General features: G+C 63.0%; 12 protein-coding genes. 5 read left to right on the forward strand and 7 right to left on the reverse strand.

Going from position 1 to position 12412, the window contains the following annotated elements; genetic code table 11:
- The first annotated feature begins 33 nt into the window (after nucleotides 1-33).
- The 4 genes from FXB40_RS27585 to FXB40_RS27600 all read left to right on the forward strand — a co-directional run bounded on the left by FXB40_RS27585 (nucleotide 34) and on the right by FXB40_RS27600 (nucleotide 4743).
- Entirely contained in the window at nucleotides 34-1122 is a 1089-nt protein-coding gene (locus FXB40_RS27585; RefSeq protein WP_148775279.1) for a retroviral-like aspartic protease family protein, read from the forward strand.
- Between the two features lie 99 nt (nucleotides 1123-1221).
- A complete protein-coding gene (locus FXB40_RS27590) occupies nucleotides 1222-2940 on the forward strand; it encodes a caspase family protein (protein WP_148775280.1) in 1719 nt (572 codons plus the stop codon).
- A gap of 151 nt (nucleotides 2941-3091) precedes the next feature.
- Nucleotides 3092-4021: a DUF2167 domain-containing protein gene (locus FXB40_RS27595; protein ID WP_148775281.1), complete on the forward strand. Its 930-nt coding sequence runs from the start codon at nucleotides 3092-3094 to the stop codon at nucleotides 4019-4021.
- The gene (locus FXB40_RS27600; protein WP_148775282.1) at nucleotides 4018-4743 is read left to right on the forward strand and encodes a site-2 protease family protein; all 726 of its coding nucleotides are present in this window, start codon (nucleotides 4018-4020) and stop codon (nucleotides 4741-4743) included. Before FXB40_RS27595 ends, FXB40_RS27600 begins: the two co-directional genes overlap by 4 nt.
- A gap of 63 nt (nucleotides 4744-4806) precedes the next feature.
- Here FXB40_RS27600 and FXB40_RS27605 read toward each other — a convergent pair whose 3' ends face one another.
- The 6 genes from FXB40_RS27605 to FXB40_RS27630 form a co-directional block, all read right to left on the reverse strand.
- Nucleotides 4807-5922: a cobalamin-independent methionine synthase II family protein gene (locus tag FXB40_RS27605; protein ID WP_148775283.1), complete on the reverse strand. Its 1116-nt coding sequence runs from the start codon at nucleotides 5920-5922 to the stop codon at nucleotides 4807-4809.
- Between the two features lie 80 nt (nucleotides 5923-6002).
- Entirely contained in the window at nucleotides 6003-6719 is a 717-nt protein-coding gene (locus FXB40_RS27610) for an ABC transporter ATP-binding protein (protein WP_148775284.1), read from the reverse strand.
- Complete coding sequence (locus FXB40_RS27615) at nucleotides 6712-7467, reverse strand: ABC transporter ATP-binding protein (RefSeq protein ID WP_148775285.1); 756 nt, start codon at nucleotides 7465-7467, stop codon at nucleotides 6712-6714. The genes FXB40_RS27610 and FXB40_RS27615 overlap by 8 nt, the downstream gene beginning before the upstream one ends.
- Nucleotides 7464-8492 (reverse strand): branched-chain amino acid ABC transporter permease, encoded by a 1029-nt coding sequence (locus tag FXB40_RS27620; RefSeq protein WP_148775286.1) that lies wholly within the window; start codon nucleotides 8490-8492, stop codon nucleotides 7464-7466. The genes FXB40_RS27615 and FXB40_RS27620 overlap by 4 nt, the downstream gene beginning before the upstream one ends.
- An 8-nt stretch (nucleotides 8493-8500) precedes the next feature.
- Nucleotides 8501-9370 (reverse strand): branched-chain amino acid ABC transporter permease, encoded by an 870-nt coding sequence (locus tag FXB40_RS27625; protein WP_148775287.1) that lies wholly within the window; start codon nucleotides 9368-9370, stop codon nucleotides 8501-8503.
- Between the two features lie 73 nt (nucleotides 9371-9443).
- A complete protein-coding gene (locus FXB40_RS27630; protein ID WP_148775288.1) occupies nucleotides 9444-10622 on the reverse strand; it encodes an ABC transporter substrate-binding protein in 1179 nt (392 codons plus the stop codon).
- Nucleotides 10623-11152: 530 nt separating this feature from the next.
- Between FXB40_RS27630 and FXB40_RS27635 the strand changes: the two genes are divergently transcribed.
- Nucleotides 11153-11446: a hypothetical protein gene (locus FXB40_RS27635; RefSeq protein ID WP_148775289.1), complete on the forward strand. Its 294-nt coding sequence runs from the start codon at nucleotides 11153-11155 to the stop codon at nucleotides 11444-11446.
- A gap of 122 nt (nucleotides 11447-11568) precedes the next feature.
- Here FXB40_RS27635 and FXB40_RS27640 read toward each other — a convergent pair whose 3' ends face one another.
- The gene (locus tag FXB40_RS27640; RefSeq protein ID WP_148775290.1) at nucleotides 11569-12354 is read right to left on the reverse strand and encodes an O-methyltransferase; all 786 of its coding nucleotides are present in this window, start codon (nucleotides 12352-12354) and stop codon (nucleotides 11569-11571) included.
- Nucleotides 12355-12412 lie beyond the last annotated feature (58 nt).

The raw sequence follows: 12412 nt of genomic DNA on the forward strand, positions 1-12412 counted from the left end.
ATAGGTGGCGAACGGGGAAGTTCGGGGCTGGATATGTTCAGGGCGATTTGGCTCGCCGCTTGTCTTCTGGCGGCAGTATCGGGCGGCGCGCGTGCAGGTTACTTGGACGAGAACCCCGACGAATTATTCGCATCGGTCTATGAAAAGATCGGCGCCCTGCCCGTGGTGGCGGCGCGCGACCCATTTGTCTGGCTGCGTCTGGAAGAGCTGAAGCGCGAGCCGTGCGACCAGAAAAGCATCGGCGATCTCGCGCTGATGCTGGACAAGCTCGGCTACCGGCGACAGGCCGCTGACGGGCTCTACAAATTCGTCATGAATTGCGGCGCGCCGATCACGGCACTGCATCGCTCGATCAACATCTATCTGAAGCTCACGGATTATCCCCGAGCGGTCGAGGTTGCCGACGAGTTCATCCGGCGCGCACCGACCAATCACGACGCGCACTACTTGCGGGGCGTCGCGCTTGAAGGCGTGCAAGACTACCGCCGCGCGCTGGCCGATTATTCCGATGCCATCGAGCTCTATGGCACGGACAAGAAATCGATCTCGAGCCGTGTCTTCCTGCGCATGGCAGGCGCCTATGCCGCTCTCAAACAGTTCTGCGAGGCAACAGCGCCAATCAGTTTATGGGTCGCGCTCGATCCGGCCGCCCGCGATACCAGCCAGACGCGGAAAATCATCGCGGACTACGAGAGCCAGGGCAACTGCGTCGCCTCGACCGGATCCCGCAAGGAAAGCTTCCCTCTGCGCGGGGGAAAGGACGTCGTCACGGTGAAGGCTGCGATCAACGGCGTCTCCGGACTGTTCGTCCTCGATACCGGCGCGAGCTACGTGTCCGTAAAGGCCGCGTTTGCCAGCCGCGCCAAAATCTCCGACGCAGGCGCCAGTGAGATTACGCTCGTAACGGCCAACGGCCAAAGCAAGGCAAAGCTCTCCAGGGCCGACAGGGTTGCGCTCGGCAAGCTGGAGGCAACCAACGTGCCCGTGGCAATTCAGACCACGGACGACAAGAGCTTCGGTGCCGGCGTCGACGGTCTCCTCGGCATGAGCTTCCTGTCACGATTCGAAGTCCAAATGGCTGGCGGCGTCATCGAGGTCCGCACCCGCCAATCGAAGAAGTAAGCCAGCATCCGCAAGCGCAGTATCTGAACCGAGGGTGCTTCAGGGGAGACAAAAGGGGCACGTCCCCTTTTCTGTCACGTCGCCGGCATCCGAGGCCCCATGCGCCGCCTGTTCGTTGCGCTCACCCTTCTCTTGGCAACCGTGTGGTTCGCACCGGCATCCGCCCAATCGCGCAGCCAGCTCGGGCCGCTCTGCACCACCGAGACCACGCCGGCGGACCAGATGGTCGACGCCTGCAGCAAGATCATCGCGCTCAAGGTGTTCAAGGGCGAGCAGCTCGCGACCGTTTATTTCTGGCGCGCGGTGGGCTGGAACAAAAAGGGCGACTACGCCCGGGTCATTGCCGATACCACCGAGGCGATCCGGCTCCAGCCGAGCCAGGCGGTCTACAACATGCGGGGCTCGGCCTATTACGACAAGGGCGACTACGACATCGCGATCGCGGATTTCGACGATGCGCTGAAGCTCGGGCCGCCGAGCGGCATCATCTTCCACAACCGCGGCAATGCCTGGCGTGGCAAGGGCGACTACGCCAAGGCGATCGCCGATTACGACATGTCGATCAGGGCCGATCCGAAATCGGCGTTCTCGTTCCAGAACCGCGGCATCGCAAAGGAAGCGCTCGGCGACCTCGACGGCGCGCTCTCCGACATCAACCAGGCGATCCGGCTCGATCCGACACTGCCGCAGCCGCTGATCAACCGCACCGCGATCTGGCGCGCGAAGAACGATCTCGACCGGGCCATTGCCGACGGCTCTGAGGCCATCCGGCTCGCGAAGGACAAGCCGCCGGTCAACATCATGACGCCGCCGAACAGTGTGCTGATCTCCGCCTACACCCACCGCGCGCTGGCCTATGAGGCCAAGGGCGACTACGCGCGTGCGAAAGACGACTACAACGCCACGCTCGCGATCGTGGCCTCGGACGCCGGCAGCAAGGCCAATCAGGCCACCGCAAAAGTGCGGCTATCGCTGGTGTCGGACGCCACCGCGCCGATCCCGCGCGATGCGCCCGCCCCGTCAGGACAACAGCAGACCACGCCCACACAGCAGCAGGCTAACGCCGCGCCTGCGCCCTCGCCTGCCCCCGCAACGCCCGGCAGCCGCATGGCGCTCGTGATCGGCAACGGCGCCTATGCCCATGTGAAGGCACTGCCCAATCCGCCCAACGACGCGCGCGCCGTCGCCAAGAGCTTGCGCGACATCGGCTTCATCGTGTCGGAGGGCGTCGACCTCGACCGCGCGGCGATGCAGAAGATGACGCGCGAGTTTTTGCGTGATGCGGCACGAGCGCAGGTCGCACTCGTCTACTATGCCGGTCACGGCGTGCAGGTGGACGGCCGCAACTACCTCATTCCCGTCGATGTCGAGCTCAAGCCGGGCACTGGCATGACCGAGGCGATGATCGACATGGACACGATCATGGCCGGCCTCGACGACCAGGTTCGTACCAACATCCTGATCTTCGATGCCTGCCGCAACAATCCGATGGCGCAGCAGGTCGCGAGCGTCGGCAGCAGTCGCGGCATCGAGGGCGCGCCGGGCCTCGCAGCTCCGTCGAGCCTCGGGGCCGGCGCGACGTTAGGGGCCGGCACGCTGATCGCATTCGCGACCGCACCGGGCCAGGTGGCGCTCGACGGCGAAGGCGCCAATTCGCCCTTCTCCGCGGCGCTGTCCCGCCATCTCGGCACGCCGGGGCTGGAGGTGCAGCAGATGCTGACGCGGGTGCGGGCCGAGGTGGTTTCGGGCACGAAGAACAAGCAGGTGCCGTGGTCGAATTCGTCGCTGCTGGGCGAGGTCTATCTGGCGGAGAAGTGAGGAAGCCGGCGCACCGCACGCCGACGCGCCAAAATTGCAACAGCTCACGAGATAGTCGAACGCAACCTGCGGCTGCTCTATTCTGTCGCATATCGTTATCTTACAGTGCAAACAACGCCGATTATCGGTAGGTTGGATGCTGGGGGATAGCGTGAGGAAATTCGTTGCCGCCGTCGGCGTGATCCTGCTTGTCATTTTGGGCACGCAGTCTTGCTTTTCCCAGGGGGCTCCTTCCAGCGAAGCGGCCCGCAAGGCGGAGCTGGCTGCCGCGTGGCAAGCTGCCGGAAATGCCGGCACCGCCGGTCCCGCAGACCTTCCGTTGATCGACCAGGCGACGCTGAAACTGCCGGCCGGAGACTTCTTCCTGCCGAAGGCAGAGGGCATGCGGGTGATGCGCGCGCTCGGCAATACGGTTCACGATCCGAATTTCGTCGGTCTCGTGCTTGGCACAAGGCAGAACGACCGCTGGCTGGTCGTGATCACCTATATCAAAGAAGGCTACATCAAGGATGACGCCGCCAAGGACTGGAACGCCGACGACCTCCTGAAGAATCTCAAGGAGGGTGTCGACGAATCCAACAAGGATCGCGCCGCCCGCGGATTCCCCGAGATGGAAGTGATCGGCTGGATCGAGTCGCCGAACTATGATGCCGCATCCCATCGTCTGGTATGGTCGGTGCTCGGCAAGGACAAGGGCGCGCCAGACGATGTCCGCAAGGACGTCAATTACAACACCTATGCTTTGGGGCGCGAAGGCTATTTCAGCCTGAACCTGCTGTCGGACTCGACCAGGATCGCAACCGACAAGTCCGCCGCCCATGAGTTGTTGGCCAACCTCACCTATCAATCCGACAAGCGCTACGAGGACTTCAACGCGTCGACCGATCGGATCGCCGAATACGGGCTGCTCGCGCTGGTCGGCGGTGTCGCGGCCAAAAAGCTCGGCCTGTTCGCCCTGGCGCTCGCCTTCGTGCTCAAATTCGCCAAAGTCATCTTCGTCGGTGCGGCCGTGTTCGGCACAGGCGTGGTGAAATTCTTCCGCCGCAAGCCGCGCGACGATTCCGCCGGCGGCGCCGCATGAAGACTCTTTTCCTGTTGCTGTTCTCCGGACTGAAATGGGGAAAGCTCGCCACCAGCGGCGGCAGCATGCTGCTATCGCTGGCGGTCTATGCGTCGATATGGGGCTGGCGTTATGCGGCGGGCTTCATTGCGCTGCTGTTCGCACACGAAATGGGCCACTACGTCGCGGCACGCCAGCGCGGCCTCGACGTAGGCGCGCCGGCCTTCATTCCGTTCGTCGGCGCATGGATTGCATTGAAGGACAAGCCGGTCGACGTGGAGACGGAAGCCTATATCGCAATTGCAGGCCCGGTTGTCGGGACGGTCGCGGCGCTCGCGGTGTACCTGTGGGCGAGATCGGAAGACAGCGGGCTCTTGCTCGCGATCTCCTACGCCGGGCTGTTCCTCAATCTGTTCAACCTGCTACCGATCTCGCCGCTCGACGGCGGCCGGGTGACGGCTGTCCTCAGCCCGCGGATCTGGTTCGCCGGCGTGCCGATCCTCGTCGCGCTGACGCTATACCGGCCAAGCCCGATGCTGCTCATCGTTGCGATCCTGGCGGCCCCGCAACTGATTAGCGCGTGGCGATACGATCCGAACGCGCCCGAGAACGTCGCCTATTACGGCGTGCCGCTCCAGACCAAGCTCGAATATGGCGGCGCGTATCTTGCGCTCGCAGCCCTGCTCGCGGTCATGACCTATGATGTCCACGAGATGATGGGGCCCATGATGCGAACGGGATAGCTGACGACACCGAGAATGTGGCGCCAGCTACTCGTCAATCCTACGGCAGACCGCGCTGGGCTACTACCCCCACACTTCCTTTGCGATCTCGACCGCAAGGCTGAGCTTGGCCCACTGCTCCTCCTCGGAGAGGATGTTGCCCTCCTCCGTCGAGGCAAAGCCGCACTGCGGCGAGAGCGCGAGCTGCTCCAGCGGGGCGAACTTGGAGGCTTCCTCGAGACGACGCTTGATGTCGTCCTTCTTCTCGAGCTCACCGAACTTCGAGGTGATGACGCCGACCACGACGACCTTGTTGCCCTTGGGCAGGAAGCGCAGCGGCTCGAACCCGCCGGCGCGGTCAGAGTCGTATTCCAGGAAGTAGCCGTCGTAATTGGTGCCGGCCAGCATGGTCTCGGCCACCGGCTCGTAGCCCCCCGAAGAAATCCAGGTCGAGCGGAAATTGCCGCGACAGACATGCGTGGTCACCACCATGTCGGCAGGTTTCCCGGCCAGTGCGTAGTTGATGATGCGCGCGTAGATCTGCTGGAGGCCTTCCGGATTGTCGCCGCGCTCGCGCGCCTTCTGCAATTCGTCCGGCGAGCAGAGATAGGCCCACACGGTATCGTCGAACTGGAGATAGCGGCAGCCGGCGTCGTAGAACGCCTTGACGGCCTTGCGGTAGGTCTTGCCGAGATCCTCGTAGAAGGCGTCGAGATCCGGATAGACGTCCTTGGAAATCGCTTTGCGGCCGCCACGGAAGTGCAGCACGGCGGGCGAGGGGATCGTCATCTTGGCGGTGACGTGGGCCTGGTCGGCGGACTTCTTCAGGAAGCGGAAGTGATCCAGCATCGGGTGGTTGTCGGGGAAGTCGAGCTTGTCGATCACCCGGACCGCGTCATGCCGCGTCTCGACGCCTGCGAACTGGATGCCCGTGTCGGGGTGAAACATTTCGCAGCCCGTGAGCTTGGCCAGGAAGTCGAAATGCCACCAGGAGCGGCGGAATTCGCCGTCGGTCGCGAGCTTCAGACCGACCGAGGCCTGCTTGTGCACGACCTTCTCGATCTCCATGTCCTCGATCTTGCGCAGATCGTCGGCCGAGATCTCGCCCTTCTCCAGTCGGCTGCGGGCTTCCTTGATCTTGGCGGGGCGCAGGAGGCTGCCGACCTCGTCGGCGCGGAAGGGGGCTTTGGTTCGCTGCATTCTTGAACTCCCGAGAATTTTCTATAGCGATTTCAAGCGAAGTGGGCACCGGTTCGCGTTAAGAAAACGCGTCAAACAACCTAGTGGGCCGCCGCCCCTGCGACGCCGAGGTGGCGCTCCAGGACCGACGGGTCGGCCTTCAGCGCGGCGCTCGGGGCGTCGTGGACGATCGTTCCGCGCTCCAATATCACAACGCGGTCGGCAAGCCCGAGAATCTTTTGGGCATTCTGCTCGACGATGATCGAGCAGATGCCGCCGGCCCGAGTGATGGTGCCGATCGCCTTCAGAAGCTCCTCGACGATGATGGGGGCCAGGCCCTCGGTCGGCTCGTCCAGCAGCAGGACCTTTGGGTTGAGGGTCAGCGCACGGCCGATCGCCAGCATCTGCTGCTCGCCGCCGGAGAGCTGGTTGCCGAAATTGCTCCGCCGCTCCTTCAGCCGCGGAAACATCTCGTAGACCTTCTCGACGGTCCAGGGACCGGGCTGCGCCACCGCGGTCATGTTCTCCTCCACCGTCAGCGAGCGGAAGATGTTGCGCTCCTGCGGCACCCAGCCAATGCCGGCGCGCGCCCGCTGGTCCGGCCGCATGGTCGTGACGTCGGTGCCGCCGAGGGTGACGTTGCCGGAGAAACGGCGGGTGACGCCGACGATGGAGTTGATCAGCGTGGTCTTGCCGGTGCCGTTACGCCCGAGCAGCGCCAGCACCTGCCCCTCGGCAAGGCGCAGCGACATGTTGGGCAGCACCACGGCTTCGCCATAGCCGGCGCGAAGTGAATCGATTGCGAGCAGGTCAGACATTGACCGCCTCCTCGCCGAGATAGACTGCCTTCACCTGCGGATCGCGCGCGACCTGGTCGGGCGGGCCTTCGGTCAGCAGCGCGCCGGAAACCAGCACCGAGATGCGGTCTGCGAAGGAGAACACGAGATCCATGTCGTGCTCGATCAGCAGCACGGTGACGTCGCGCGGCAGGCTACCTACGACCGCGAGAATGTCGTGGCGCTCGCTCTCCGGCACGCCGGCGGCGGGCTCGTCAAGCAGCAGCACGCGCGGCTTGGCGGCGATCGCGACCGCGATCTCAAGCAGGCGCTGCTTGCCGTAAGGCAGCGTCACCGTCTCTTCGTTCATGACGTCGAGCAAATGGAAGCGCGTCAGGAGATCGGCGATCTCGTCATTGACGTCGTTGCGCGTGCCCATCCGCCGCCACCAGTCGCCGCCATGGCCGAGGCGTTCGGACACGGCAAGGCCGATGGTCTCGAGCGGCGTGAGATCAGGATAGAGCTGATTGATCTGGAAGGTGCGCGACAGGCCGCGCAGCACGCGCTTGTGGACAGGCAGATCGGTGATGTCCTGGCCTTCGAGCAGGATACGGCCCGAGTTCGGCTTGAGCACGCCGGTGAGCTGGTTGATCACCGTGGTCTTTCCCGCGCCGTTCGGACCGATCAGCGCATGGCGGGCGCCCTGCTCGATCTTCAGCGACAGATCGCGGGTGACGCGCAGGCCGCCGAACTGCTTTTCAAGATTCTGGGTTTCGAGCGCGATGGTCATGCGTCGCTCTCCGGCGCGGCGACGACGGCCTTGCGTCCGGCGACCTGCTTGATGACCAGGTTCGGCACATACAGCACCCAACGAAGCAGGCGCTGACGGCCAACCAGCACGATCACGACCAGCACGAGGCCGATCCAGAACTGCCAATATTGCGGGGTGATGGTGGAGAACACTTCCTGGAGGATGCGGAAGATCACCGCGCCGATCAGCCCGCCATAGAGATAGCCGGTGCCGCCGATGACGAGCACCAGCATCAGATCGGCGGAGCGGTCGAAGGCGAACACATCGAGCGAGGCGATCGCGGTGGTCTGGGTGAACAGCGCGCCTGCGATGCCTGCATAGAACGCCGCGAGCGTATAGATCGCGATCAGGCGGCGGTTGACGGGGATACCAATGGCAGCAGCGCGGAGCGGATTGTTCTTGATCGCGCGCAGCGAGAGGCCAAACGGCGAATGCACGATGCGGCGGGCGAGAAGGAACAGCACGAACAGCACCGTCAGCGAATAGAAGAAGCCGGCCTTGCCGAACATGTCGAACGGGATTTCGCCGAGGATCGGCTGCATCTCGATACCCTGCAGGCCGTCGGTGCCACCAGTGATGTTGGAGAAGCGCTCGGCGAGCGCCTCCAGCAGCAGCGCGATGCCGAGCGTCACCATCAGCCGGGTCAGGTCGACGCCGCGGATTACCAGGAAGCTGGTGGCGAAGCCGAGCACCATCGCGGCCAAGCCCGCGGCAATCAGCGCCAGCACCGGCTCGTTGATGATGCCGTGCAGCGCCAAAAGCCCCGCGGCATAGGCGCCGACGCCGAAGAACGCGGCGTGGCCGAGCGAGACGATGCCGGCATAGCCGAGGATGAGATCGAGCGACATTGCAAACAGCGCCAGCCGCAGAATGTCGGTCATGATCAAATAGCGCGTGGGAAACAGAAAGCCGCAAGCCAGCACGACGAGCCAGAAGGCGGCCTCGCCATAGTGCCAGCGCGCCTGCCGCTGGGCATGATAACCGACGTCGGAAGAAGCGGTCATCGGCAAACTCAACGCGCGGCCGTGCGGCCGAACAGGCCGTTCGGGCGCCAGATCAGGATCACGATCATCATGGTGTAAATTACGAAGGGGCCCATCTTCGGCACGTAGTATTTGCCGGCGACATCGCCGATGCCGAGCAGGAGCGAGGCCAAAAACGGTCCGGTGATCGAGGACGAGCCACCGACGGTGACCACGATCAGGAAGTAGATCATGAATTTCAGCGGGAAATACGGATCGAGGCCGAGGATCTCGGCGCTCAGCGCACCACCGAGGCCTGCAAGTCCACATCCAAAAGCAAAGGTGAAGGCGAACACCTGCGGCACGTTGATGCCGAGGCCGCTCGCGGCACGGGGATCATCGACGGCGGCACGAAGGCGGCTGCCGAAGCGGGTCTTGGCCAGCACCATCTGGAGGCCGATGGTGAGCAGGCCGCAGATCACGATGATCATCAGCCGGTAGCGGCCGATGCCGACGCCGAACAGGTCGAACTGGCCCTGCAGCGCGGCCGGCAGATTGATGAAGACGCGCGACGAGCCCTGGATATAGTCGACAGCCGCGACCGACATGAACGTCAGTCCGATCGTGAACAGCACCTGGTCGAGATGACTGCGGGCGTAAAGATGGCGATAGAGCAGGCGCTCGAGCACGATGCCGATCGCTGCTGCGGAGACGAAGGCGAGCGGCAGCGCGGCGAAGAACGGCCACCCCATCCTGTTGACCAGCACCATGCAGACATAGCCGCCGGCCATGGCGAAGGCGCCATGGGCGAGGTTGACGAAGTTCATCAGGCCAAGCGTAACCGCGAGCCCGCAGGCCAGCACGAACAGCAGCATGCCGTAGGCGACGCCATCGAACAGGTTGGTGAGGATTGAGGTCATCGTCTCAGCTTGGAGTTAGTCGTCATGGCCGGAGCGCGCGAAAGCGCGCCCCGGGATGACGCGCTTTCGCGGATCACTTCTTGGTCTTGCCGAGATCCTTGACGGCCTCGAAGGTCGCGAATTCGACGTTGTAGAGCTCGCCGTCGACCTTCTCGACCTTGCGGATGTAGATGTTCTGCACGATGTCGCGGGTCTCCGGGTCGATCGAGATCGGGCCGCGCGGGCTCTCCCACTTCTGACCCTTCATGGCCTCGATCAACTTGGTGCCGTCGGTGTCGCCACCCGTCTTCTTCAGCGCTTCGTAGATCAGGTGGATGCCGTCATAGCCACTCACCGCCATGAAGCCCGGGCGAGTGCCGTAGGCCTTCTTGTAGGCTGCGACGAAATCCTTGTTCATCTGCGAGGGATGGGCCGCCGAATAGAGATGTGCGGTCACCGTGCCGAGCACGGCGTCGCCCATGTTGTTGAGCAGGTCGTCATCGGTGACGTCGCCCGGTCCGATCACCTTGATGCCGGCCTTGTCGAGGCCACGCTCGGCATATTGCTTCATGAAGTTGCCGCCCTGGCCCGCCGGCACGAACACGAAGATCGCGTCGGGTTTTGCGTCCTTCATGCGCTGGAGGAACGGCGCGAAGTCCGGATTGGCGAGCGGCGTCTTGACCTCTTCGACCACCTCGCCGCCGCCGGCGGTGAAATTCTGTTTGAAGAAGTTCAGCGCGTCATTGCCGGGCGCGTAGTCGGAGGTGAGCGTCGCCACCTTTTTGATGCCGTTCTTCACCGCCCAGTCGGCGATGATGGTGGAGGACTGCGCCAGCGTGAAGCTGGTACGCACGATATAGGGCGAGCGCTCGGTGATGATGGAGGTGCCGGCCGCCATCACGACTTCCGGAATTTTGGCTTGCGTGGCAAGCGGCGCGGCCGCAAGCGCCGCCGGCGTCACGCCGAAGCCGGCGATGAAATTGACCTTGTCGTTGACGATCAGCTCCTGCGCGGCGGTCTTGGTCTTGTCCGGAATCGCGGCGTCGTCCTTGAGGATGATCTCGATCTTCTTGCCGGCGACGGTGTCGCCCTTCTGCTGCATGTAGAGCTTGATCGCGTTCTCGATCTGCTTGCCGGTCGAGGCCTGGCCGCCTGTCATCGGCAGGATCAGGCCGACCTTGACGGTGTCTTCCGCCTTGGCGGGTGCGACGGCCGCAAGGCCCGCGATGGCAGCAACGGCAGCGATCGTTGAGAACTGTTTGCGTTCGAACATCAGATGTCCCTCCCCTTCATTCCTGACCTCTGTGTGGCGGACCGAGTGCCCGGTCCTTGCCTCACCTTAACTCACGCGCGAGTGATATCGCGCGCCACATGGCGTCTTTCGCGCCTCTATTGTCAATCGGACGTTTGGCGACCATTCGGCGCAAGCCGCGCGTCCCGATGACAAAGCGTGGAATGCGATGTCGCGGTTACGCCGGGGTAATCCAAGCACCTCGATCTTGGCCGCGTCCATTTGTACGATTGTACAAATAAAATGGACCTGTCAACGAAAAAGCCCTTTCGCCGGACAAGCCAGATTGTCGCGAGCCGATGGCCGCAGTCTAGAAATGCGACCGAGCGGGTGGATGGAGGATTTCGTCTTTCATTTGCAGAATTTGAACATTGGCAAACAAGGCGCGGATCCCATCCGGTATTTTTATACCCACCTCGAATAAGCCAATTTTACCTTGTTGAAGGCTATCGTTCCTGACCCGCTGGTTATCCGGCGTCCGACCACCCCGTACCGATCCCGGCGCCCGCACAATGCCCAAGCGTTCCCATTCCCTCCTGCTTCTCCTCGGGCTTGCCGCGGGCCTGTCCGGCTGCGGCACCGTCAACGAGAAGCTGTCGGCCGGCATGGGCGACTATGTCCCGCAATGGGCCGGCGGCCTGCCTGCGGACGCCCCGCCGCGACCGGGAACGCCGGAATACGAGGCATGGATCAAGGAGCGCCAACGCCTGCGCCAGATCCCGGCCGCCGAACGCGAGAAGGCGGGGCAGGCCGAGCAACCGACCGGAGCGACCAATCCCAAGGACGGTCCTCAGACGGTGTTCTGAACAAGCGTCAACACGCCCGGCTGAACGACGAAGTTTGGCCCTCTTGAACGCTGAAGACGTTCCCGAATTGCGAGGCGGCCAACCTTCGCGACCGTTCGCGCAATCCCTGGGCTTCTACACATTCATCGCGCGCTTTGAACCTCGGCATACTGAAAGATCGCGCAACATCCGGAGACGCCTGCGAAGGAAAAGCGATCGTCGTCAACTATCCGATCGAGTACAGCTTGGTAGACGCCATACACGTGTCGCCGATCCGCGTTTCCAGGATCAAGGAAATCATGAAACATCACGAATCCGCCGTCGACTAGGAGCTTCTTGGCAAGTTCCGCGGCATCAATCGTCGCCTGATATCCGTGCCAATGATCGATGAAGATGAAGCCGTATCTTTTCCCTTGCGAAGCAAGTTCGTTCATGCGCCGCGTCGCATCCGAGACAGTGAATGTCACGCTCTCGCTGCCCGGGCGTCCCGCTAGATTCCGCTTGGCTTCAACACTGTTTTCGCTATCCAGCTCGATTGTCTCGATGACGCCGTGGCCCCGATCGTGAACTGCTTGCGCCAGGATCGAGGTTGACAGTCCTTTGTTGGTGCCAGCCTCCAGAATATCTCCGGGAGCTCGGAACGCCAGCTCATAAAGCTTCAGCGCATCGCCGCGTCGCAAATAGCCAGTGATGCCAAGTTCGATCAGGAAGTCGACGCCCTGATGACCGAGCGGCGCAGCAGCAAGATGCCGGTGGGACGCGTTGATGATGTCGCCGCTGTAGTCGGCAAAACTGAGATCGTCCAACGGACGCCACTGGCCTGCATAGGTTGCCCCTGACGAAACGAGACGCTCCTTGTATCTGTGGCTCTTCGCGATCCACGCGTCATAGTTCGGAGGGAACAGCTTCATCCTGACGACATCCAGCATATTCGACAAAGCCACTGCCACACCCCTACCTAGCTTGTTGCGATCTCATCTCACTACG

It is taken from the genome of Bradyrhizobium rifense (assembly GCF_008123425.1).
Classification (GTDB): domain Bacteria; phylum Pseudomonadota; class Alphaproteobacteria; order Rhizobiales; family Xanthobacteraceae; genus Bradyrhizobium; species Bradyrhizobium rifense.